This is a genomic window from Candidatus Aminicenantes bacterium, from assembly GCA_026393855.1.
Classification (GTDB): Bacteria; Acidobacteriota; Aminicenantia; order Aminicenantales; family UBA4085; genus UBA4085.
In genome coordinates, this window is the sequence record JAPKZJ010000062.1 from 1 (window position 1) to 23,114 (window position 23,114).

A 23,114-nucleotide genomic window follows, 5' to 3' on the forward strand; every position below is an offset into this window, starting at 1 on the left:
ATCTCCCATCTCCGGGAGATGAGCCCTTTTTTCTCCCGTTTCCGGAAAAAGCCAAGCCGTCGCCCGAAGAGCGAAAGCTCCCGTCGCGGCTCTTGGGCCTGATGCTGCGCGGGCTTCTGAAGATTGACGGCAACCGGACGGCTCGGCTATCATTGATGAGTAGTTGGCGCAGCGGCGGATATTTTTCGTTCGTCGGCCCAAGCTACGAGGGGGACTCCCATGAGAAGCCGACAATTCCTTTGGTCGCTGGGCGGGCTGGGGCTTTGGAGTCTCGCCTGTTTGTTCGGAAACGGCGTCGGGGCGGGCATCCGGACGACGGCACAAGAAGCCGTCTTGGCCGGTCGATTCGACGGCCCGGGATGGGCAATCCGGCTTGAAGCCGGCCGCTTCGGCGGAGCGGACGGGGCCTTGGAAATCGGCCCGGCCGGGCGTGCCCCGAAGGACAGCGGAGCATCCATCGGACAAGTGCGGCTAAGGGAGTCCCAAGGCGGGCGATCGACGCCGTTCCTAAGATACGACAGCCTCGCGCCCGCAATCGTGGAGAATGGGGGATCGGCCGTATTTCCGGCCCAACGGCTGGGCCGGTGGGAAGTCCGGCGTCTGGTTTTTTCTCCGGGGATCGGCGATATGGTGCGTTGGTTGACGACGGTCCGCAATCCGACGGCGGAGGCGCTGGAGGGGGAGATGGAGTTCATCGCCGACGGCTTGCTCCGGTCGGGGCTGGAACTGATCGGCGAGGCGGTCGAGAATCCGTCCGGACTAGGTCTTGGCAACGATGCCTTCGGGGTCGGATTTAGAGAGCCTGGATCCGGCCGGGCCTGGGTTCTTGTCCTGGCCGGGCGGGACGGCCAATCGCTTCCATTCGTAAGGAAGGAAGGGCCTGCTTCCGCGGCTGCGACAGGGGAGGCAGGGGCCGGGGAGTCCATCGAACGGGTGGTTTGGCGATACCCGATCCGATTAGCGCCGGGTGAGTCCGCCGTCTGGATGCAGGTCTGGGCCGGCGCTGACGACGACCAACCCGCGGAATTGAGGCGACGGGCGGCCGATCACCCCTCGAAGGCCTGGCTGGCCACGGCCGGAATGAGCGCCAGGGATAAAGGCGCTTTGGCGAACTTCGGTCGAGAGACGGTCCCCGCCGCGGACATCCCGACGATCATCATCCATACGCCCGTCAACAACACCGTTTATAAAACGCCCGTCGAGCTGCGGGTCACGATCCTGCATCCGGAGTGGGGCAGTACGGGGGAGCATGAAGCCCGTTTCTGGCGCTGGAGCGACCCAGGAGAAGCCGACGTCCCATGGTCCGTCACCTGGTCGGGCCCTTTGACGGATCATTATCTTTGGCTGTGGAATCCGGCGCCGCAACCCGATCCCTGGGGCGGAGGAGATCAGCTGGAGGGCTGGGCTTGGCGGGCTGACGTCTGGACAAACGGCGGGGCCTCGCGAATACCGCCTTGGGAGGACGTTATCCGGTTCGCTTTCGATCGAAATCCGCCCCGAGCGGCTGTGTTGGCTCCTGCGGAAGGGGCTCTCCTAAGCGTGCCCTCCGTGACGATTTCCTTCGAGGGCCGCGACAACTTCTATGTCCGAGATTTGAGCTTGGCCATCGATGGGCGGATCGTCTGGACAAGAACCTCCGTCCCACCGACGCTTGAGTCGCGTCGGGAACGGGACAATGGCGATTTCGAATGGGCGCTGGCCGGCGAAACGATCGGGCGGCACGTGCTGACGGTCAACGTCGCCGACGCGGCCGGTTGGACGGCGAAAGCGGAGCGGATCGTCGAGGTGACGGGGATAACGCTCGACGTTCATCCGCAAGCGCGGCTTCTCGTTCTGCCGACGGGCCTTCAGACGCTGGTCACGATCCGGACGGCGGTCTCGAATCCGCGGGGGCTGGGGGTGGGGGAATACCGCATTTCACGCCGGATCGGCTCCGAGGGGGAAATCACGACGATCGCCGTTCTGCGCGCGCCGAATGACGGGGCCGGCCTGATCTGGCTGGATCGGATGCGGGGTGAGCCCCAGGATCTCTGGTATCGCGTTGCGGCGTTCTCGGCTTCCGGAGAGAAGCTCGGCGAGTCGCCGTTCGTCGCGGCCCTTTATCGATAACAAATCCGCTCGATACCCCGGGCTTAAGCCGGCCCTCTTTCGCTTCGCGAATGAGGACGGCAACCCCGTCGTCGAACCGCCGGGGCGGAAGCCGAGCCCGGGGTATTGGCAGGGGTAATACTGAGCGGCGCTGATGACCTCGATTTGAAAATCGGGGGTTGGAGCCGCGACTTATCAACCGGCCAGGGGAGCCAAAACGGGCTGGTATTTTTCCAGCCGGCGCTGGCGGCTGGGAAGGATCGGTGATTTGCGGATGCGGTGAGATACACAGACGAGATTGACGTAAGCGCTGACCATGATTACGATAGATCGATAAAATGAAGTCGTAAAGAGCGACTCGGAGGATCTTATGGAAAAAGCTTTTGGAAATCGGAGCATCAGGATTCTGGAAAACGGCCCCATCCTCGTCAAGGGATCTCTGCCGCTGGCCGAGGAGACGATGATCCTGGGAGCGGACGGCGAGCCCGCGGGCTGGGCCAGGGGCGAGGATATCAAGACCTCGGAAACGTTTTCTTTGTGCCGCTGCGGGAAGACCGGCCATGCGCCTTTTTGCGATGGGACGCATATCAAAGAGGAGTTCAATGGAACCGAGACGGCGCCCTTAGCCATCAAGCCCGAGGTCGCCGAAGTCACCAAAGGGCCCGCCCTGAGCCTGGCCGACGTGCCTTGCTTGTGCGCCATCGCCAGATTCTGCCACCGGCAGGGCGACGCCTGGACGCTGACCGAGGAATCGGGCGATCCGGAAAAGAAGCGAGTCGCCGTCGAGTCGGCCGCGAACTGCCCATCGGGACGAATCACGGCCATCAACAACGAAACCGGCCGAACTCTGGAGCCGGATCTGGCGCCGTCCATCGGGCTGATCCGGGATACTTACCATCATGGGCTGGGTCCGATATGGGTCAAGGGGGGCGTGCCAATTGAAAGCGCGAGCGGGGAAGGATACGAAGCGCGCAATCGGGTGACCCTATGCCGATGCGGGCTATCCGAGAACAAGCCGCTCTGCGATGGCACGCACCTTAAATGCCGGTTCGGCAAGGAACCCGATAAGCCCTAGGCCTTGGCGATGCCGGGCGGAATCTCGATCGTTTTTATCATCAGGTAGAGAAATAGGGGCGAAACTCCGTCGACAGGTGGGGCCTCGATATCCACAGATGCACAAGATATCGTCAGTAACGATATCCACAGACGTTTGAAATCCTTAAAATGTTTATTATTAATAAGTTGATTGTAATTCTTATAGTGAGTCGCATAAGATATATTATGTCAACTAGTAAATAAGGGCGCCAAATCAAATTCGGCTAAAACTGAGATTTGAACGATTTCGTATCGAAATCGAAGGACGATAACTCTCGCGACGTCCTGTCGTCGTGATTCTTAGGTAGAAAGATTTGATTACCGAGCGGATTTAAGCTTTTGCAACAAGTCTTCCAGGGCCCTGATGATCTCGGCGCGGCTGACCGTTTCTTTTTTGAATTCGATCTTAATCTGGTAAGAGCGATCTTCCTTGGGTTTGTAATTGAAGACATAATGCTTGGGCTTAGCGGCGCCATCCTTGCCCTTCATTTCCTTCGTCAGATCCCTGGTATCTTCGCGCTTCAAGCCCCTGTCTTGGACTTCCTTGAGCAGGGCTTTCATCTCGTCCGCGTCCTTCAGTTTGGACAGCTCGATCAGGAGGCTGCGGTTCTTTTCGCTGCCTGACTCGGCACAGGCGGCCCTGATGTCCGCCGGAATCTTGCTGATATTGATGATCTCGGTGATAGTGGAGCGGGCCTTTCCGATCTTTTCCGAGATCTGGGCGTGGCTGTAGTCGTAGATCTCCATCAAGGCCTTTAGTCCATCGGCTTCCTCGAAGAGATCCAGATCTTTGCGCTGCAGGTTTTCGATCAGCGAGATCTCCATCGCTTCGCTGTCCGAGACGATCATCTCGATGGCCGGTATCTCTGTCATCCCGACGTTCTTGGAGGCAACGTATCGGCGCTCGCCGGCAATGATCTCGTAGACATCCCCTTTCGGACGGACGATGATCGGCTCCAGGACTCCCTTGGCCTTGATCGAGACCATCAGCTCTTGAATGTTGCCCAGCGAGGATCTGGCCTGGTGCGGGTTAGGCGCTATTTTGGCCAGGGGAAGCATGCGGATCAGGGGCGCCGCATTCTTTTTTGAGATAAAGTCTACGAAATGGGTGTCGTGCCGCATCCCGATCGCGGTGGGCAGGCCCGAGCGCTTAGGATTTTGTCCGCTCAATGATCTCCTCCGCGACTTGACGGTATTGCAGGGCGCCGACCGACGAGGCGGCATAAGTGAATATCGATTCCTTATAAGCCGGGCATTCCTCGATTTTGACGCTTTTCGAAATATGCGACTTGAAGACCTTCTCTCCAAAGACGGCCTGGATTCTCTCGACGACATCGCGAGCCAGATTGGTCCTTGTGTCATGCAAAGTGATCAGGACACCCAGGATTTCGAGCTGAGGATTCGCGATCCGGCGGACTTTTTCGATCGTTTCCAAAAGATCGTCGGTCCCCTCCAGGCAGAGGTATGAGCTCTGGATCGGAATCAGAAGATGCGATGCGGCAACCAGGGCATTGAGGGTGATCAGCCCCAGAGTCGGCGGCGTATCGATCAGCATGTAGTCATATTGAGGACGGATGGGGGCCAGAGCATCGCGCAGTCGGTAATGCCCGTCGATCTCTCCGATCAACGCCGTCTCGAGCTTCGCCATAGAGATGCGCGAGATGGCGACGTCCAAGCCCGGCACCGTCGACTTGGCGATGACATTTTCGATCGATACTTTGTTCTGGCTGAGGACATCATACAGCGATTGAGCCAAAGCTTCCGGTTCGCGAACGCAAGAGATCGTGCTGTGGCCTTGCGGGTCCGTGTCCACTAGCAGGACCCTCTTCCCGGCTAGGGCCAGCGCAGCGGCGCAGTTTACGGCTGTTGTTGTCTTCCCGACGCCGCCCTTCTGATTGGTGACGGTGATGATCACTTGATGAAGCCTCCCGATCGAACGCTCCATAACTTAACGCGATTCGATGAAGAATGCAAGCGTTCATTGAGAATAATGTCGGCCGGCCGACATAGCTATATGTTGTTGATAATAAAAATAATATGATGATGTCGGCCAGCCGACGGCCTGGTTGTGCGGGAATCGAAACGGCTTTCGTTACAGAGGCAGGAATCTATCGACGGTGCGATCCTATTCGGCGTGCGTTGTCAGTCGGCGACGACCTGCTTAGATCGCGCAGGTTCAGTTGGATTCTCAACGGCTTCCATGTCGATCATTTTCGTCATGAGCCGAGCCGGCGTTTTCCGCGGCAACAATATAATCTATGCTCATCGATTTGCGGACTGGGTTTAAGCGGCGGTTCGCGGATCACTGGATTGCGGAATGACTCGCCTGGACAAAGCCCGATCGGCAACCCAAGATGGGGGCGACATCCTCCGCCGCCGGTCGTGAAGTTCAGGCTGCGGCGATGAAAGCCAAGTCCGGTATCGTTCGCGACTCCCCCATCCCTCCCTCGTCCCGAGACGTGACGGGGGCATTCCAGATAAAGCGCTTGCCGCGGAATCGTTTGCGCATTGCTTTGTCGTCCAGAATTTCGTAAGATGGCGGACGAGGGAAAATGGCTCATTTATCACACGATAAAAACAATGTAATTATAATATAATCAATAATATATAAGACAATGGCCATCTCAGCGCTGCGCCGCAAGCTTGGATTTGGAGATGCCGTCTTCCTGCTCATCGGCTCTGTGTTCGGCTCCGGCATCTTCATGACCTCGGGATTGATGGCGGCCGATTGCCCTTCCTCATTCCATCTCCTCTTGGCCTGGCTGCTCGGCGGAGTGATCACGCTGATGGGCGCCCTGACATTCGCCGAGCTCGGGACGATCTTCCCGGGCGCCGGAGGGCCGTATGTCTATCTGCGCGAAGCCTACGGCAAGCTTCCCGCCTTTCTTTACGGCTGGAGCTTTTTTTGGATTGTCGGATGCGGCGGCGTCGCGGCCCTGGCCGCCGCATTGATCGAATCCCTTAGCCCCTTCGCCCCTGCTCTTTCCGGGACCCGAGTGCTCGTTCAACTTGGCCCGGCCGGCCTGTCGCTGGCCTTGACGCTCCCCCGCCTTCTGGCCGCCGGCGCCGTCATCATCGTCTCCGGGTTGAACCTCGTCGGGCTGAGGGCCGGGATGCGCTTCCAAAGCTCCCTGGTTGTCCTGCGAATGGCCGGCCTGGCGGTCTTCATTGCGGCCGGATTAGCCGTCGCCCTTGCGCCAAGCTCGGGCTTTTCGATCGGGAGCGCCTTTCGCTCGGCTCCCATCGGATGGGCGGGGTTCGGGGCGGCGCTCCTCGCCGTCCTCTGGACGTACGACGGCTGGTATTCCGTCACTTGCACGGCCGAGGAGATCAAGCGTCCCGGCCGCACCCTGCCGGCCGCCCTCGGATTGGGCACCCTGATTATCACGGCTCTCTATATCCTCAGCAACATCGTCTACAACCTGGCCGTTCCGGTTGCGGAGATGCGGGGTGTCGTCCGGATCGGCGAGACCGCCGCCCGGCGGCTATTCGGCCCCGCCGCCGCGACCGGATTCGCCGTCTTGGTGGCGGTCTCCGTCCTAGGCTGTCTAAGCGCCAATATCCTCTTCTGCGCCCGCGTCCCGTTCGCCATGGCTCGCGACGGCCTGTTCTGGCGCGCTCTGGGACGGGTTCATCCCCGAACGGCGCTTCCCGCCCGGGCCCTGGTCGTCCAGATGGCCGTGGCTGCCCTGCTTTGCCTGACCGGCGGATTCCAAAGGCTCTATGAGTTCGTCGTTTTTGCCTTGACCATCTTCTTCGCCGCCACCGCCTTGGCCGTCCCGTGGCTGCGGAAGCGCCGGCCCGAGCTTGCCCGCCCCTATCGGACTTGGGGATCCCCTCTCGTTCCCGGTCTCTTCGCCCTTGTCAACCTGGCTATCTTCTTCCTCAGCGCCTCGACGCGCCCGGGCCTGGCCGCCGCTTCGGCCGGGGTTTCCCTGCTCGGGCTGCCGGCCTACTTCATCTGGCTGCGGCGCTTATCCCGGCGCCCGCCCGCCGTCCCGGACGCCCCTCCAGGAGGATTCGCATGAGCCGCCATCGCTTGACCATCCGGCCCGAGGGGGCCGCGGTCGATATCGAAGCCGGAACGAATTTGGCCGATGCCCTCCGCGAAGCGGGATATCCCGTCAGCCTCTATTGCCACAAGCGGGGCGTCTGCGGGAAATGCCTGGTCGAGATCGAGTCCGGCGACGCCGGTCTGCCGGATCCCTCGGAGACCGCCGTCCTGGCCCGCCGCGGCGCTTCCGCCGCCGCCCGCCTAGCCTGCCGGATATCGGTCCAGGGCCCTTTGACGATCGCGGTCCCGGAGGCGTCGCTGGTCCCCGCGATTTCCGACGTCCCGGCGCTTAGCGAAGGCTTTCGGCGCCCGGTTTCGCTCGATCCGCCGCTGCGCAAGTATGCCGTCCGCCCTCCTGCCGCGTCGCTCCAAGACCCCGGCTCCGACCTCGACCGGCTGTTGTCCCTCCTGCCGGACCCCGCGCTCGAGGCCTCCCTCGCCGCCATGCGCGGCCTGGCGGCATCTTCCCCGGCCGACGAGTCGCGGGTCCTGACCGCCGTCGTCCACGGCCGGTCCCTGCTGGACGTCGAGCCGGAAGACACTTCCGCCCGCCAGCTTGGGTTGGCCGTGGATCTCGGCACGACGACGGTCGCCGCCGAGCTGGTCGATCTCGAGACCGGACGGACAATCGCCGCCGAGGCGGCGCTCAACGGGCAAGTCCGATTCGGGGCGGACGTCGTCACCCGGGTCACGGCGGCCCACGCGGACTTTGGGCAGGCCAAAGGCCTGCGCCGGGCGGCCTGGGAGACGATCAACGCGCTTCTCCTGCGGCTGCTCGAACAGTCCGGCCGCGAAGCCTCCGAGGTCTACGAGACGGTCGTGGCCGGCAATACCGCCATGGCCCATCTGGCCCTCGGGCTTCCGGTGGACGGCCTGGCCGTGGCGCCCTTCCAATCGCTTTTTTCCGTGCTTCCCGCCTTTCCGGCCGGGCCGGTCGGTTCGGCCGCCAATCCGGAGGGACGGGTCTATTTCGCGCCCGCGATCAAGAGCTTCGTCGGAGGCGACATCGCGGCCGGCCTGGCTGCGGTCGATATCGAAAGCGGTCCGGACGAGGTTCTCTTCCTCGACCTGGGGACCAACGGCGAGATCGTCCTCAAGCACGGTTGCCGGCTGACCTGTACGTCGACGGCGGCCGGCCCCGCCTTCGAGGGGATGTCGCTCAGCTGCGGCATGATCGCCGGTCCCGGCGCCGTCCACGCGGCGGCCTTCCGGGACGGGCGTCTGGACCTACGTGTCATCGGAGGCCGGCCGGCCGCCGGCATCTGCGGCAGCGGCCTCATCGACATTTTGGCCGTGGCTTTGGATCAAGGCTGGATCGACGCTTCCGGCGCCGTCCTCGCGCCCGGCCGGACGATCCCGGTGGCGCCGGGGATCGCCCTGTCCCAGAAGGACGTCCGTGAGGTCCAATTGGCGGCCGCGGCCGTCAAGACCGGCCTGCACATGCTCTTGGCGGAGGCCGGACTCGCGACCGGGGATCTCGACGGCGTCTGTGTCGCGGGCGCCTTCGGCAGCACCCTGGACGTCCGCAACGCCTCCCGCCTGGGGCTCATCCCAGAGGTTGACCCGGCCCGGATCCGGTTTGTCGGCAACACCTCGCTGGCCGGGGCGAGAATCCTGCTTCTCTCGGCCGGGGAACGAGCCCGTTGCGAGTCCCTGGCCGGCCGCATCCGGCATGTCTCGCTGGCCCGGGGCGAGGACTTCCAATCCCAATTCGTCGAAAGCCTGGAGTTCAAGCCGTGGCGCTGAGGCCCTAGCGCCGCCGAAAGGAGCCCGCATGTCCGATCATCCCCTCTATGGCCGCATGGCCCAAGCCCTCATCGATGGCGATCGGGAGGCCGCCGCCCGGCTGGCCGCCGAAGGCTTGGCCGCCGGTCTCCTCGTCCATGACATCATCGCCCTCGGGTTCGTCCCCGGCCTGCACAAGGTCGGCGAGCTGTGGGAGTGCGGCGATTATTTCCTGCCCGAACTCATCCAAAGCGCCGAGGGCATGAAGGCGGCGATGGCCGCCCTCCGACCGGCCCTGGAGGCCGCCGGGCCGTCCGCCGGTCTGGCCAAGGGCAAGGCGGTCATCGGGACGATCGAGGGCGACATCCACGATATCGGGAAGAACCTCGTCGCATCCTTGCTTTCGGCCAACGGATTCGACGTCCTCGACCTGGGCGCCGACGTCAAGCTCGACCGGTTCATCGACGCCGCGGTCGAGGCCGGGGCGGACCTGATCTGTCTTTCGTCCCTGCTGACGACGACCATGCTCGCCCAGCGCCGGTTCATGGACCGGCTGAGGGAGCGGGGCCTGCGCGACCGTTTCAAGGTCCTAGTCGGCGGCGCTCCGGTGACCGCCAAGTGGGCGGCCGAGATCGGGGCGGACGGCTACGGCGAAAACGCGGTGGCTGCCGTCCGGGCCGCCGAATCGGTCTTGGGAGGGAAATAGCCGTGTTTCCCGCCCTGCGCCCCCAAGCCAACCTGCTGTCGGCCGGATTGGCCGACCGGATCATCGACGAAGGATTCGCCATCCTGGAGAAGACCGGCGTGTTCGTGGAGAACGCCGAGGCCCGCCGCCTGTTGGGCGCGGCCGGGGCGGAACTGGATGAGGCCAGGGAACGGGTCCGCATCCCTCGCTCCCTGATGGAAGGCCTCCTGCGCCACACGCCGGATACGATCACCCTGGCCGACCGCACGGGAGGACGCGAATTCACCCTGGGCGGGGACGAGGTCCATTTCGATCCGGGCTCGGCCGGCGTCCGAATCCTCGACCAAGAAACCCGGCGCGAACGGACGCCCACGACCTCCGACTTGGTCGACTTCGTCCGGGTGGCCGACGCCTGTGCGAACCTCGATCTTCAAAGCACCGGGCTGGTCGCCCGGGACATCCCCGAGATCCTGGCCGATTCGTTCCGGCTATATGTCGGCCTGCTTTTCTCGGCTAAGCCGATCGTCACGGGCACCTTCCGGGTGGCCGGCTTCGAACCGATGCGCGAGATGCTGGCCGCCGTCCGGGGTGGTTCCGAGGCGCTTCGCAAACGGCCTTTGGCCATCTTCGACGCTTGCCCCTCCCCTCCCCTCAAGTGGAGCAACCTGACCGCCCAAAGCCTGATTGACTGCGCCCGGGCGGGCATCCCCTCGGAGCTCATCTCCATGGGCATGACCGGCGCCGCTTCGCCGGCTACGATCACCGCCACCCTCGTCCAGCATGTCGTCGAGAACCTGGCCGGCCTGGCCATCGCCCAGGCCGCCGCTCCCGGCGCCCCGATCATCTTCGGCGGCTCGCCCTCGAGCTTCGACATGCGCAAGGGGACGACTCCGATGGGGGCCATGGAGACGATGATGATCGATATGGCTTACGCCCAGCTGGGCAAGCGCCTGGAGCTGCCGACGCACGCCTATATGGCCTTGAGCGATGCCAAGACCAACGACGCCCAGGCCGGCTACGAGACCGGGATAGGTGCCGTTCTGGCCGCCCTGGCCGGCATCAATGTCGTCTCCGGGCCCGGCATGATGGACTACGAGAGCACCATCAGCCTGGAAAAGCTCCTCATCGACGACGAGATCTGCGGCCTGGCCCTGCGGTTGATCAAGGGCATCGTCCAGCGCGAGGACCCGATCGCTCTCCATCTGTTCGAGGACTTCGATCCCGCGATCTCGTTCCTGACCCTGGATCATACCCGGAAGTGGTACCGGCAGGACCATTCGACCGTCAAGCTGGCCGACCGCGATACGTATGACGCCTGGCTGGCGGCGGGCGGGAAGACGATCGACGAGCGGGCTCATGAGGAGGTCGTCAAGATCCTGGCCAAGCCGGTCGTCTCCGTGGACGAGCGGCTGCAAACCGAGCTGCGGCGCATCATGCGGGCCGACGCCGCCGCGAACGGCGTCGCGGATTTCCCGCCCCCGCTCGAATGAAGCCATTTCTTCTCGATCAATTCCGAGGCGGTCAGGCGGTTCGGGGTGTGCCGTTGGGGGCAACGGTATCATGCTGCGTGGATAGTTCCTCCTATAGACGTGATTGTGGCGAGGGAACAACGCAGCAAGATCGGCCAACGGCGAAATCGCGAGGGCGGCGCCTTTTTCCACAACTCTCCGAGGGAAGCCAATCCTCGCGGGGACTTTCGAAGCGACGTCCCTACAAGGACTGCGAAGAGCTGCGGCCGCCGAGGACTGTTTGAGCACGCGATTAATTAACAGTACCGAAATGGAGTGGGCGGACTCCAAGACCGGGCGATCTGGAATGCGCAGTTCCGCCCTCGCGGGGATTGTCGAAGCGACGTCCCTACGAGGACCGCGAAGCGCTTGAGGCGCCGAGGAGAGCTGTGGGAAAAAGCGAGAAGAGGCCGACGCCGCCGGGTCGACACCCCGAATCGCCCCGCCAGGAATTGGGCGAAAAGCTCCTTATTCGCCGCCGATCTGCAGGCTCTTGATCCGGAAGGTCGGGCCGGTCACTCCCCTGTCGAGGTCGAGATCGTCGGCCACGGCGTCGAGGCCCATCAGCATCTCCTCGGCCGTGCCGGCCACCGTCAGCCCTTTGACCGGGAAGGCGACCTTGCCGTTTTCGATCCAGAAACCCGAAGCCCCGCCGCTGAACTGGCCGTTGACCGGGTTGATCCCATAGCCGGTGACTTCCTTGAGCCACAGGCCCGTCTTAGTCGAAGCCAGGATGTCGGTCGTCTTGGACGTTCCCGCGGCCAGAAAGAAGTTGTGGGGGCCGATGCCCGGCAGGCCGGTGAAGCCGCCGCGCGAGGCGTTGCCCGTGCTCTTGGTTCCGGCCCGTTTGGCCACTGCCGTGTTGTAGAGGAACCCGCGCAGGACGCCCTTATCGATGATCAGGCGCTTCTGAACGGTCACTCCCTCGCCGTCGAACGGGGTGCTGGCCGGCCCCTTGGGGCGAGTGCCGTCGTCGATGACGGTCAACAGAGGGGAAGCGATCAGACGCCCCAACTTGTCGGCCAGGAAGCTGGCTTTTTGCAGGACCCGCTCGCCATGGACGGCGGCCAGAATGCCGCCCAAGAGAGCCCCGGCCGTATCGGGATCGAAGATGACGGCCGCCCGCTGCGTCTTGACCATTCGCGGATCGAGCATGCCGATCGCGTCCTGGGCCGCTTTGGCGGCGATCTCTTCGGGCTTTTTGAGGTCGGCGAAGAACCGCCGCTGGCAGCTTTCGCTGCCGTCGGTTTTCTGCTCGCCTTTTTCGGCCACGACCGAAACACCGAGGGAGCAGGAGGACGCGCGACGGCTTTTGCGCAAGCCCAGGGAATTGGCGATGACGATCTCGGTCTCCCCCTCGCCGTATCCGGCGCCGCCGCTCTTGCTGATCCGCTTGTCGGCCATGGCCAGCTTTTCCACCGTCTTGGCCAGCTCGATCTTGCGGGCCAGCGGGACGCCGGCGATGGCGGGGTCATAGAGGCCCGGCACTTCGATCGTCGTCCGATCATCCGGAAGAACGTTGTTCTCGTCCGCGGTGGTGATGCGGGCGAATCCCACGGCTCGGTCCGCGGCAGCCTCCAGCGACTCGGGACGCAGGTCGTTCGAGCTGGCAAAGGCCATCCGGCCCTTTAAGAAAACGCGCAGGCCAGCTCCCTGGGAAGAAGCCTCCTCGACGGTCTCGACCTCGCCGTTGCGGACCTCGAGGCTGAGGGTGCGGCCCGACTCGATGTAAACTTCGGCCCCGTCCGCCCCTTTCTTGAGGCAGGCTTTGATCAGTTTTTCGGAGATGGCGTTCAAGTCCATGGTGTCTCTCCTTCCCTCACCGTGCGGCGCGCGTGCCGCCGACATTGATGCCCCGCAGGCGGACCGTGGGCTGGCCGGCCGTGACCTCGGCCGACTGGCCCTTGCCGCAGATGCCCGGCCCGAAATCAAGGTCGTCGCCTACGGCGTCCACGCCCTGGATGACCTCCAGGCAGGACCCGATCAGGGTCGCGCCCTTGACCGGCTGGGTCTTGCGCCCGTTCTCGATAAGGTAGGCTTCGCGGCAGGTGAAGTTGAAGACGCCGGTGACGTCGTTGACGCTGCCGCCGCTCAAGCCCTGGACATAGAGACCGCTCTTGGTCGAAGCCAGGATGTCGGCCGGAGCCGAGGTCCCTTTGTCGATGAAGGTGTTGGTCATGCGCGGGATGGGCCGATTGCGGAAGCTTTCCCGCCGCCCGTTCCCGGTTCGATCGGTCTTGATCTGGCGGGCCGACAGGATGTCGGTCATGTATTTCTGGAGGACGCCGTCCTTGATCAGGACATTCCTCTTCATCGGCGTCCCCTCGTCGTCGACATCGGTCGTGCCGCGGAATCCGGGCAGAGTCCCGTCGTCGACCATATTGAAGACGGGCGAAGCGACTTTCTTCCCCAGCTTGCCGGTGAAGGAGCCGATTTTCTTGGCGATGTTGTCGGCTTCGAGCGGGTGGCCGACGGCTTCGTGGACCAGGACCCCGCCCCAGCCGTTCTGCATAACCACGTCCATCTTGCCGGCCGGGGCGTCCTTGGCCTGGAGCATGGCGATGGACTCGCGGGCGCAAGCCCGGGCCGCCTTCTCCGCTCTCCCGCCGTCGAACAGCTCGAACCCCGAGTGGGCCGAGATCCGCTCCCGCCCCATGTGCGAGGCGCCGCCCGCCGTGCCCAGGGTCTGGATGATGAAGAACAGCAGCGGCAGCTCGTCGGTGAACAGCAGGCCTTCGGAGTTGGCGATCGTCCGGCCGCGGATCTCGTCATAATAGCTGACCGAAGCCATGACGATGCGCTTATCGTAATCGAGGGCGGCCTGATGGGTCCGGCGCATGACGTCCAGCCGCTTCTCGTCGGCCACATCCTGCAACGGCACCCGGACGGTTATGTAAGAAGGCCTTCGGGCCGCCTTGACGTCGACCGGCTTGGCGGGAAAGCCGCCCCGGGCGATAGCCGATGCGGTTTCGGCCGCCCGCAGAATCTTGTCGTCCGTCAGCTCGTCGGTGTAGGCGTATCCAGTCTTGTCGCCCGACAGGACCCTGACACCGGCGCCCCGGCTGATGTCGAAGATCGCGCTCTTGAACTTGCCCTCCTCCAGGAGGATCGTTCGAGAAATCCGCTTTTCCAGGTACACTTCGGCGAAATCGCCGCCCTTCTCCAAGCCCTTGCGGAGAACCCGATTGAACAGGCCCGGGTCGACGGCCGTGGCCACGCCGGATCCCCGGCCTTGGGCGGCTCCCAGGCTCTTGAGCAGGCTTGGTCCGGCGGCGAGAACGAAGCTCCCTTTCAGCCCCAGCTCGAGAAATCGGCGGCGGGGTATGCCCCCGTCAAGAATGCGGTATCTCATGCGGACCTCCTGAGATAGATGATACGATCCGGCCGGGCGAAACGATGCGGGCCGGCCTCGCCTTTTTCTCGCTCAACGGTCGGCGCCGCCCCCGATGACGTCCTCGATCCGGATGCCCTTGGTCTCGAGGCTCGTGCCCAGGGACCGCTCCAGAGACGAGAGCGACAGGTTGTAGTCGATGAGGGCCTTCAGCTCGTTGGTCTTGGCGGTGGCCAGGTCGCGCTGGTTGAGCAGAACGAGGTAGTTGGTCGTCAGCCCGACCTTGAGCTTTTTCTCCTCCGCCTGGAGCCTCCTCTCGGCCAGCTCCCGGGCCAGCCGGTAGGCCTGGACCCGCTTGAAGTTGGTCTCGACGTCCCGGACGGAATTCTTGATCTCCAGATAAACCTGCTGCTCCAGGTTCTTGAGCCGCAGGACCGACTGGTCGCGGCTGATCTTGATCTGAGTGAAATGGTCCTTGGTCAGGTAGTTGTTGAGCGGGATGCTCAAGCTCAGGCTGAGCGACCAGTTGCGATAGCGCAGCCGGAAGGCGTCGCGGAGGCTGTCTTTGGCGCCGGCCGGCACGTATCCGATGACCACGTTGGTCAGCGGGTCGTTGTCCTGGTACAGGATCTGGGTGCCCGAGATGCCGGGGCTCCAATAGGAGGCGCTGAGCGACAGGTCCGGCAGAAGCTGGTTGCGCAGGTAGGCGTAGGTCAGATCCTTATTTTCCAGGTCGATTCGGGTGACCTGCAAGTCGGCTCGGTTCTCCAAGGCCGTCTGAAGGCTGGCTTCAAAGTCGAGCGGCCGGGCTTCGAAGGCGGGCTGGTCGATCGGGACGATCCGGGCCAGCCGAGGCTGGCCCTCCTCCCGGGGCAGGTTCAGGATGGTGGCCAGGGAGTCCTGTCCGGAGGCGACCGACGCTTCGGCCTGCAGGATGTCCGCCTCGCGGGTGGCGACCTCGGCCTCGGCGTTGAGAACCTCGATCGGGGCGATCGTCCCGACCTCGGCCTCGCGGGTGTTTTTGGCCAGCAAGTCCTTGGCCAGATCCAGGGACTGCCGGCGGACTTTGAGGGCCTCGACGGCGTAGACCAGGTTCCAATAGGACTGCTCGACCGTATAGATGGTGTTCTGCAGGACGGACCGGAACTGGATCTCGGTGATGTTCAGGTTGTTGCGGGCCACGACGACGTCGCGCCGGTTCAGGTTGATGCCGAAATTGCGCAGCAGCGGCTGCCAGACCGAGAAGGTCAGGGTGCTGCCGTAGCGCGGGTTGATCGTCTGGAAGCTGCGGTTGCTCTCGCTTTTATAGGCGCCCAGCGTCGCGTACACCCGGCCGCCGGTGGGGATGAACTCGGAGACTTGGGCGGAGTAGTTTTGATCCTGGGACGAAATCAGGGCGGCCGCCTCGATCCAGGAGAACGAAGCCGAGCTGGTGTTGGAGGAGCTGAAGCCGAAGGACATCGCGGGGATGTATTTCTCCTTGACGAAGGAGAATGACAAGGCCGAGAGGCGGGGATTGATGACCTCAATGGCGACCCCGAGGTTGTTGCGGAGGGCTTCCAGGATGCAGGCGCCCAGCGACATGGCGGCTTCGCGGTCCTGGGCCGCGCCCCGCAGGGGGAGAATCCCGAGTCCGAGGAGCAGACAGAGTGCGCGGCGGTGCAGGCGCATGGTGGGCCCGGCCTCCTTCCCTACTTGTCCTTGAGGACGACCGTATCCCGCGCCCCGAAGGCGCCCACGGCCGAGGTGATGACCCGGTCGCCGGCCTTGAGGCCCTTGACGATCTCCACGACTTCGGCGTTCTGGCGGCCGATCCGGATGGACTGGCGAACGGCCTGGCCGGCGACCTGGTCGATCCGATAGACCCAGTCGCCGTCGGAGGCCTTCAGATAGTCGCCCCGCGGCAGGAGCAGGGCCTGGGTCACTTCGCCCAGGCCGATCCGGATGTGCAGGGTCTGGCCGCGTTTGATGCCCTTGGGGCGTTCGCCCCGGAATTCCAGCTCGACCTGGAATTTGCCCTCCCGGACTTCGGGGAAAATCTTCCGCACGTCGAGCGTATAGACGCGGCCGTCGTAATCGAACTCGGCTGCGGCGCCGACTTCGATCCGGGGCAGGTTCTCCTCATCGATCGCGGCCGTAGCTTTGAACCCGTTCAGGACGTCGATTTGGCCCAGGCGCTGGCCGGCCGTCTTGGTCTGGCCGATCTCGACCGCCAAAGCCGTGACGACGCCGGCGATGGGCGCCTTGATAGTCAGGTTGTCCTGCTTTTGCTTGACCGAATCCAGGTTGGCCTGCATCCGGGTCAGGGACTGCTCCAGGGATTCGAATTGGGAGTTGCGCAAAGCCAGCTCGCTCTTCTGGCTCTTCTCCATCAGATCCTTGCGCTTGAGCAGGTAGTCGTATTGGTCGCGGGCTTGCTCGATGCTCTGCTTCGAGATCAGATTGTCCTTGTCCAGCTCGGCATAGCGGTCATAGAGCTTCTTCTGCTGGAGGATCTGGTTGTCAATGTCGGTCAGCTGCTGGCTGAGCTGGAGCTTGAACTGCTCCATGGACAGGCCGGTGTTGCGAAGGTTGTTGGATTGCTGGGACAGCTCCGCCTCCCGGCTCATGATATCCATCAGGAGGTTGGCATTTTCCATTTGGACGATGGGGTCGCCTTGCTTGACGACCGAGCCGACCTCAACGAAGATCTTCTCCACCCGGCCGCCTTCAACGGCGTCCATGTAAATGGTGGCCAGCGGCTGAACGGTGGCTTCGACGGACAGCGAATCCCGCAGCGGGCCCAGTTTGGCCTCGGTCACGGTGATATCGGACCAGCGCGCGGTCGGGTCGGCTTCCCCGTCGCCCAGCAGGTGAAAGCGGAAGATCAGGACGACGAGCAAGACGATAAGGACGCCCGAGACGGACAGCTCGATGATCCGGAGGGCCTTGCCCGCCCGGCGTTTGGCCGCCGGCGCGGGAGCGGGCGCGGACTCCTTGTTCATGAAGGACCTCGCTTGTGAAGAAGGTATTTTACTCGCCTTGCCCGGCCCGGCGCAAGACGTTCCGCCGGTCTTTCTCAATCCATCTCAAAACTCTCGCCATAGCCGGGGACGAGCGAATCCCAGCCGAGCCGCTCGCGAATGAGGCCGGCCAATGACGCGGCCGCCTCCTCCTCGCCGTGGATCAGGAACAGTCGGCGGGGAGGTTTGCGGAACGATCCCAGCCAGCGGAGGAGGTCGCCCCGATCGGCATGGCCGGAGAAGCCCTGGATCCTCTCGACTCGGGATTTGACGGCGACGGTCCGGCCGTTGATCCGGACTTCGGGCCGCCCCTCGGTGATCAAGCGGCCGAGGGTGCCGCGGGCCTGGTAGCCGACGAACAGCAGCGTGGATTCCGGCCGCTCGATGTTCGCCAGCAAATGGTGCTTGATCCGGCCGGCCGTAGCCATGCCGGAACCGGCCAGGATGATCGAGGAGCCGCGGATCGCGTTGATCGTCTTGGATTCCTCGACCGTTCGGAAGAGCTTGAGGCCGGGAAATTCAAATGGCGCGCGGCCGGAACGGTAGAGGGCCCGGGCTTCCTCGTCGAGGATGGCCCGATGGCGCCCGAACAGGCCGGTGATCTCGACGGCCATCGGGCTGTCGAGGATGGTCAGGAGGCGCGGGATGCGCTTCGCGGCCAGCAGGCGGCCCAGGACATAGAGTACTTCCTGGGCCCGCTCGACGGCGAACACCGGAATCACGAGGTTGCCCCCGCGGGCGACCGTCTCGCGGACGATGCGGGTCAAGAGGTCCTCGACACTCGCCGGATCGTCGTGATCGCGGTCGCCGTAGGTCGATTCCATGACCACGGCGTCGGCCTCCTCGAACAGGCTCGGATCGCGGACCAGAGGCTTGTTCCATTGGCCGATATCGCCCGAGAAGACGATGGTCCGCCGTCCGCTCCCCTCCCCCGATCGGATCTCGATCATGCTCGAGCCCAGGATGTGGCCGGCGTCGCAGAAAACGGCGCGTGTCGCTCCGCCCAGATCGACGGGCTTTTCGTAGGCCGCCGGCGCGAACAGCGGGAAGGTCTTCCGGGCCTCGTCCACGGTATAGAGCGGAATCTCGGGATGAGGGCCGCTCCGCCCCTCCCGCGCGTGGCGTTTTCTCTTAAAAGACGCGTCTTCTTCCTGGATATGGGCCGCGTCGAGCAGCACGACCCGGGCTACGTCCGCGGTGGCTCCGGTCGCGACGATGGGGCCGGCGAAGCCTTCTTTGACCAGCCGGGGCAGGCGGCCGCAGTGATCCAGATGGGCATGGGTCAGGAGGCATGCGTCGAGACCGGCCGCGGGAACCGGAAACGGCTCCCAATTGCGGTCAAGATAGGCCCGCTCCTGGTACAGGCCGCAGTCGACGAGCAAACGGAGTCCCTCCGTCTCCAGGAGCGTGCTGGATCCCGTGACCTGTTTGTCGGCGCCGAGAAATGTCAAACGCATGTTCGACCTCAAAACGGGCAGGTCCGGCCGGGCTCCGTCAAACGGGCCTGCCAGACCGAACCCCTGGGGAAATACATGAACAGCAGGAGCATCGAAACGAAGAGTAGGGCGTAGAAATCGCGATTATACCCTCCCGCCAGGAAAAGGACGAGTCCCAAAACAGCCGGGAGATCCGCCAGGACGAGGCTTGCGACCGAGGTTGAGAAAATCCTCCGCCGGGCCGCTTCGTCCGGCTCCGACCCAATCCGGCCGAGCCGACGGCCGTTGAGGATCCGGATGGCCAGGATGACGGCGGCCGCGCCCAGATAGATCCCGTACCGGAAAATGGTCCGGCTGCCGGCCAGACGAGCCAGGCCGAAGAACGGCCGGACGGAGGCTCGAACGGCCTCGACGGCGACAAGTTCGAAGAGAAGGGCGCCCCAAAGCGATGCGCCGACGGTCTTGGCCGTCCGAAGCCGACGGGTCAGGGCCGGCCAGGGAGTATCGGAAGCCGGAGTCGCGTTCATGGCCGTCCTTTTTCGCCTGCCGCCGGTCAACCGACGTGTAGAACCAGGCCTTTCAAGTAATCGCTTTCGGGATGATAGACGCTGACCGGATGATCGAAGGCCTGATGATGCCTTTGCAGGATGCGGACCCGGCGGTCGGCTTCGCGGGCGGCCTGGAAGACCACCTGGCCGAAGAGCGTCTCGTCGACGTGAAACGAACAGGAGAAAGTCAGGACCAAAGTTCCCTCAGGAACCTTCTCGAAGACCAGCCGATGGATGTCTTTGTATCCACGGCAGGCCGCCATGACTTCGGATTTCCGCTTGGCGAACGCCGGAGGGTCGAGGACGACCAGGTCGTAGTCGAGCGGTCGTTGGCGCAGGAACTCGAAGACATCCGCCTCGTGGAAGCCCAGATGCCCGCCCTCGTAGCCGTTCCGGAGGCAATTCTCGCGGGCCGCCGCGACCGCCTTGGCCGAGACGTCCACGCTGTCCGCGGCGATCGCCCCGCCGGCCAAGGCGGCGACGGTGAAGGCGCCCGTATACGAAAAGGCGTTGAGGACGCGCCGGCCGGCCGCCAGCCGGCGGGCCAGGCGGCGCATCTCCCGCTGGTCGAGGTAAAAGCCGGTCTTCTGGGCGGCCGGGATATCGACGAGGAAGCGCAGTCCGTCCTCCAGGATTTCAAAGGGCTGGAGCGGCTCGCCCCGCAGAAGGCCCTCGCGCGGCGGAATCCCTTCCTCGCGGCGCGACGGCAAGTTGGACTTTTCGTAGATCGAGCGGGGCGTCAATAGATCCGTGAGCTCGTCCAGGACGACGTCTCGCAAGAGATCCATGCCCAAGGTCGAAATTTGGAGGACCAGCCGATCGGCATAGCGATCGACGATCAAGCCCGGGCAATCGTCTCCCTCGCCGTTGACCAGGCGGAAGGCCGTCGTGTCCGGGCTCTCGAAGAAGGTCTTGCGCATGGCCACGGCCCGTCGCAGGGAGGACCGCAAGGCGTCCAAGGGAGGCGTCCGATCGAAGGCCAGCATCCGGCCGACGATCGAGGTTTTGGGGTTGAAATAAGCCGTGCCGAGGAAGTCCCCGTCGGCGGACAGGACGGGTCGGATTTCACCCGGCTCGAGCGGCGGCATCCGGCGGACGGCGCCCGAGAAGATCCAGGGGTGCCTGTTGCGGACGGCCTTGTCCTTGCCCGGGTGCAGGATGACCGCCGATTCATCCATGGACGGCCGTCCCCCGGAGCCGGTCGACCAGCGGACGGTCCGGCTCGGCGAAATCAAAGGCGCCCAGCTCGCCCGGGCGCGGCCAGGCGATCTCAGAGTGATCGTGCAGAACGGGAGCGCCGGCCAGAATGGAAGCCCGGAACGCGAGCAGGATAAGGGATCGCGACGGCGAGACATAGGGGAACTCCCCCAGGCTTGCCCCGACCTCGATGACCAGCTCGAGCTCTTCAAGGATTTCGCGCCGCAGGCAGTCCCGCGGCTCTTCCCCGAGCTCGACTTTCCCCCCGGGGAATTCCCAGATCCCGCCGAAATGGTCGTCCTCCCGGCGGCGTGCGATCAGGATGCGGCCTTCCCGTTCGATCACCGCTGCCGTGACGCGCATCATCTCGAGCTCATCTTAGCGGACCGGGCGTTTTTTGGCAACGGGTGACCGGGGTCCCCCGTTATGATAAAATCCGAAATTATGAACGTTGCTTTCCTTTCCTCCGAAGCGTCCCCGTATGCGAAGACGGGAGGCTTAGCCGACGTGTCCGAAGCTCTGCCCGCGGCGCTCGCCCGGGCCGGGGCGGAAGTCGCAGTGTTCCTGCCGTTTTACGGCGAGGTGAAGGCCAGGGGCCTAACCCTGATCAAGGCTCTCGACAGTCACCCCATGACCTGGCAGGGAGAAACCGTGGCCCTGACCGTCTGGGCCGATCCGGCCACCCCTTACCCCGTCTGCTTCGTCGAATGCGACCGATATTTCGAGCGCTCCGGCGGAGGGCGGCTTTACGGCACGCCGGCAGGCGATTTTCCCGACAACGGCGAACGCTTCGCTTTTTTCTCCAAGGCCGTGCTCGAAGCCCTCAAAGCCCTGCCTTTCGAAGCCGACATCATCCACGCCAACGACTGGCAGACCGCCCTGGCTGCGGCCTATCTGCGGCGATCCGGCCGGGACGATCCTTTCTTCGCCCGGACCAAAACCGTGTTTACCATCCACAACTTGGCCTACCAGGGGCTGTTCCCGCCCGAAATCCTGGGCGCCGTGGGTCTTCCGGCCGGTCTCTTCCGGATGGAAGAGCTGGAGTACTGGGGTCAGGTCAATTTCATGAAGGCCGGGATTCTGTATGCCGACGCCGTCACCACGGTCAGCCCCCGCTACAGCCGGGAGATCCTGACTCCCGCATACGGTTGTGGGCTGGACGGTCTGCTTCGATCGCGGGCGGACGCTTTGACGGGCATCCTCAACGGCATCGACGCGATGGCCTGGGATCCCGCCAAGGACCCGCTGATCGCCGCGCCGTACTCGGCCGCCGATCCGAGTGGGAAGGCCGCCTGCAAGCGCGACCTGCTGGCCGCGTTCGGACTGCCGGCGCTGCGCCGGGAGGCTCCCGTCCTGGGTCTGGTTTCGCGGCTGGTGGAGCAGAAAGGCATCGACATCTTGATCGAAGCGACGGCCGGCCTAGCCGCCTTGGGGGTGCAGATCGTCGTGCTGGGGACCGGGGACGCGGGCTTGGAGTCGGGTCTTCGCGCCGCCCGGGAGCGATTCCCTTCGTTCCTCGGCTTGCACCTCGGATTCAATGACGCGCTGGCCCGCAAGGTCTTCGCCGGCAGCGATCTTTTTCTCATCCCCTCGCGCTACGAGCCTTGCGGATTGACCCAGATGATCGCCATGGCCTACGGCGCCATCCCCGTGGCCCGGGCCACCGGCGGGCTGGACGATTCCATCGAAGCCTACGATCCGGGACCGCGAACCGGGACGGGATTCAAGTTCGAGGCGCCCGAGCCGGGCGCCCTTTTGGAGGCCGTCCGCAAAGCCTTGCGCGCCCTGGCCGCGAAGCCGGATCGGGAAGCGCTCATCGGGAACGCCATGCGGGCGGATTTTTCCTGGCGCCGGCCGGCCCGGGAATACTTATCCCTTTACGAACGCCTGATCGCCGGGTAAAAGAAAGGATCGTCTCCTAACTCCGGGAAACGCGGTCCGGGGTGTCGTCCCGGCAGCGCGGGTTCACCACTCCTTTTTACGCTATTCCGCTCGGCGCCTCCAGCGCTTCGCAGTCCTCGGAGGGACGTCGTTCCGACCGTCCCCGCGAGGGCGGAACTCCGCATATTCGATCAATCTGGCTTGCATGACCACCCACTCCGTTTCGGTTCTGTCAGATGATCGCGTGCTCAAACAGCCCTCGGCGGCCGCAGCGCTTCGCAGTCCTCGTAGGGACGTCGCTTCGATAGTCCCCGCGAGGATCGGCTTCCCTCGCGGAGAGGCGTAAAAAGCCGGAACCCGCGCGGTTTCGCCGTTGGCCGACACCCCGAACCACAGATGTTTCCCGGAGATGGGAGAAGAGCCAAAACAACCCCACACCGGCCGGCCCGAGGCCGCCGGTGCGGAGCTGTCTGCTGGCCTTAAAAAAGATTCAGCCTGATTCCCACCGTGGCCGTGAAACCGGTCAAGTCGATCCGGGCTTGGCGGGCGTTGGCCACCGTTGTC

Annotated in this window: 17 protein-coding genes; 7 read left to right on the top strand and 10 right to left on the bottom strand. The window is 64.0% G+C overall.

Translation table 11 applies throughout. The features are described from left to right. Positions 1–219: 219 nt before the first annotated feature. Both NTZ26_06495 and NTZ26_06500 read left to right on the top strand, forming a co-directional pair. Entirely contained in the window at positions 220–2,109 is a 1,890-nt protein-coding gene (locus NTZ26_06495; GenBank protein MCX6560151.1) for a hypothetical protein, read from the top strand. A gap of 349 nt (positions 2,110–2,458) precedes the next feature. Then, a complete protein-coding gene (locus tag NTZ26_06500; protein ID MCX6560152.1) occupies positions 2,459–3,163 on the top strand; it encodes a CDGSH iron-sulfur domain-containing protein in 705 nt (234 codons plus the stop codon). A gap of 338 nt (positions 3,164–3,501) precedes the next feature. Here NTZ26_06500 and NTZ26_06505 read toward each other — a convergent pair whose 3' ends face one another. Next, positions 3,502–4,353 carry a ParB/RepB/Spo0J family partition protein gene (locus NTZ26_06505; GenBank protein ID MCX6560153.1) on the bottom strand — a complete coding sequence of 284 codons (852 nt, stop codon included), beginning with the start codon at positions 4,351–4,353 and terminating at the stop codon, positions 3,502–3,504. Next, the gene (locus tag NTZ26_06510) at positions 4,334–5,098 is read right to left on the bottom strand and encodes a ParA family protein (GenBank protein ID MCX6560154.1); all 765 of its coding nucleotides are present in this window, start codon (positions 5,096–5,098) and stop codon (positions 4,334–4,336) included. Before NTZ26_06510 ends, NTZ26_06505 begins: the two co-directional genes overlap by 20 nt. 700 nt (positions 5,099–5,798) lie before the next feature. Between NTZ26_06510 and NTZ26_06515 the strand changes: the two genes are divergently transcribed. From NTZ26_06515 to NTZ26_06530, 4 genes are read left to right on the top strand one after another with little or no spacing between them, the layout of a single operon-like run. After that, entirely contained in the window at positions 5,799–7,211 is a 1,413-nt protein-coding gene (locus NTZ26_06515) for an amino acid permease (GenBank protein ID MCX6560155.1), read from the top strand. Next, positions 7,208–8,983 (top strand): ASKHA domain-containing protein, encoded by a 1,776-nt coding sequence (locus tag NTZ26_06520; GenBank protein ID MCX6560156.1) that lies wholly within the window; start codon positions 7,208–7,210, stop codon positions 8,981–8,983. Before NTZ26_06515 ends, NTZ26_06520 begins: the two co-directional genes overlap by 4 nt. A 28-nt stretch (positions 8,984–9,011) precedes the next feature. After that, positions 9,012–9,668 carry a corrinoid protein gene (locus tag NTZ26_06525; GenBank protein MCX6560157.1) on the top strand — a complete coding sequence of 219 codons (657 nt, stop codon included), beginning with the start codon at positions 9,012–9,014 and terminating at the stop codon, positions 9,666–9,668. A gap of 2 nt (positions 9,669–9,670) precedes the next feature. After that, on the top strand, positions 9,671–11,137 hold the full coding sequence (locus NTZ26_06530; GenBank protein MCX6560158.1) for a trimethylamine methyltransferase family protein: 1,467 nt from the start codon (positions 9,671–9,673) through the stop codon (positions 11,135–11,137). Between the two features lie 486 nt (positions 11,138–11,623). Here NTZ26_06530 and NTZ26_06535 read toward each other — a convergent pair whose 3' ends face one another. The 8 genes from NTZ26_06535 to NTZ26_06570 all read right to left on the bottom strand — a co-directional run bounded on the left by NTZ26_06535 (position 11,624) and on the right by NTZ26_06570 (position 21,035). Next, positions 11,624–12,958 carry a TldD/PmbA family protein gene (locus tag NTZ26_06535; GenBank protein ID MCX6560159.1) on the bottom strand — a complete coding sequence of 445 codons (1,335 nt, stop codon included), beginning with the start codon at positions 12,956–12,958 and terminating at the stop codon, positions 11,624–11,626. Between the two features lie 16 nt (positions 12,959–12,974). After that, positions 12,975–14,507, bottom strand: coding sequence for a TldD/PmbA family protein (locus NTZ26_06540; protein MCX6560160.1), 1,533 nt, complete (start codon positions 14,505–14,507; stop codon positions 12,975–12,977). A 72-nt stretch (positions 14,508–14,579) separates the two neighbouring features. Further along, positions 14,580–16,157, bottom strand: a complete 1,578-nt coding sequence (locus NTZ26_06545; protein MCX6560161.1) for a TolC family protein — start codon at positions 16,155–16,157, stop codon at positions 14,580–14,582. A 20-nt stretch (positions 16,158–16,177) separates the two neighbouring features. Continuing rightward, entirely contained in the window at positions 16,178–17,470 is a 1,293-nt protein-coding gene (locus NTZ26_06550) for an efflux RND transporter periplasmic adaptor subunit (GenBank protein ID MCX6560162.1), read from the bottom strand. 74 nt (positions 17,471–17,544) lie between these two features. Continuing rightward, complete coding sequence (locus NTZ26_06555; protein ID MCX6560163.1) at positions 17,545–18,945, bottom strand: MBL fold metallo-hydrolase; 1,401 nt, start codon at positions 18,943–18,945, stop codon at positions 17,545–17,547. Positions 18,946–18,953: 8 nt separating this feature from the next. Continuing rightward, a complete protein-coding gene (locus tag NTZ26_06560; protein MCX6560164.1) occupies positions 18,954–19,451 on the bottom strand; it encodes a hypothetical protein in 498 nt (165 codons plus the stop codon). A 26-nt stretch (positions 19,452–19,477) separates the two neighbouring features. After that, positions 19,478–20,650: a class I SAM-dependent rRNA methyltransferase gene (locus NTZ26_06565; GenBank protein MCX6560165.1), complete on the bottom strand. Its 1,173-nt coding sequence runs from the start codon at positions 20,648–20,650 to the stop codon at positions 19,478–19,480. Then, positions 20,643–21,035 carry a (deoxy)nucleoside triphosphate pyrophosphohydrolase gene (locus NTZ26_06570; protein MCX6560166.1) on the bottom strand — a complete coding sequence of 131 codons (393 nt, stop codon included), beginning with the start codon at positions 21,033–21,035 and terminating at the stop codon, positions 20,643–20,645. Before NTZ26_06570 ends, NTZ26_06565 begins: the two co-directional genes overlap by 8 nt. Before the next feature lie 78 nt (positions 21,036–21,113). Here NTZ26_06570 and glgA point away from each other — a divergent pair, with 78 nt between their 5' ends. Continuing rightward, complete coding sequence (glgA, locus tag NTZ26_06575) at positions 21,114–22,571, top strand: glycogen synthase GlgA (protein ID MCX6560167.1); 1,458 nt, start codon at positions 21,114–21,116, stop codon at positions 22,569–22,571. Positions 22,572–23,114 lie beyond the last annotated feature (543 nt).

Coding starts and splice junctions, on each gene's coding strand:
- NTZ26_06495 (MCX6560151.1), top strand. CDS start 220: ATGAGAAGCCGACAATTCCTTTGGTCGCTGGGCGGGCTGGGGCTTTGG.
- NTZ26_06500 (MCX6560152.1), top strand. CDS start 2,459: ATGGAAAAAGCTTTTGGAAATCGGAGCATCAGGATTCTGGAAAACGGC.
- NTZ26_06515 (MCX6560155.1), top strand. CDS start 5,799: ATGGCCATCTCAGCGCTGCGCCGCAAGCTTGGATTTGGAGATGCCGTC.
- NTZ26_06520 (MCX6560156.1), top strand. CDS start 7,208: ATGAGCCGCCATCGCTTGACCATCCGGCCCGAGGGGGCCGCGGTCGAT.
- NTZ26_06525 (MCX6560157.1), top strand. CDS start 9,012: ATGTCCGATCATCCCCTCTATGGCCGCATGGCCCAAGCCCTCATCGAT.
- NTZ26_06535 (MCX6560159.1), bottom strand. CDS start 12,958: ATGGACTTGAACGCCATCTCCGAAAAACTGATCAAAGCCTGCCTCAAG.
- NTZ26_06540 (MCX6560160.1), bottom strand. CDS start 14,507: ATGAGATACCGCATTCTTGACGGGGGCATACCCCGCCGCCGATTTCTC.
- NTZ26_06545 (MCX6560161.1), bottom strand. CDS start 16,157: ATGCGCCTGCACCGCCGCGCACTCTGTCTGCTCCTCGGACTCGGGATT.
- NTZ26_06550 (MCX6560162.1), bottom strand. CDS start 17,470: ATGAACAAGGAGTCCGCGCCCGCTCCCGCGCCGGCGGCCAAACGCCGG.
- NTZ26_06555 (MCX6560163.1), bottom strand. CDS start 18,945: ATGCGTTTGACATTTCTCGGCGCCGACAAACAGGTCACGGGATCCAGC.
- NTZ26_06560 (MCX6560164.1), bottom strand. CDS start 19,451: ATGAACGCGACTCCGGCTTCCGATACTCCCTGGCCGGCCCTGACCCGT.
- NTZ26_06565 (MCX6560165.1), bottom strand. CDS start 20,650: ATGGATGAATCGGCGGTCATCCTGCACCCGGGCAAGGACAAGGCCGTC.
- NTZ26_06570 (MCX6560166.1), bottom strand. CDS start 21,035: ATGATGCGCGTCACGGCAGCGGTGATCGAACGGGAAGGCCGCATCCTG.
- glgA (MCX6560167.1), top strand. CDS start 21,114: ATGAACGTTGCTTTCCTTTCCTCCGAAGCGTCCCCGTATGCGAAGACG.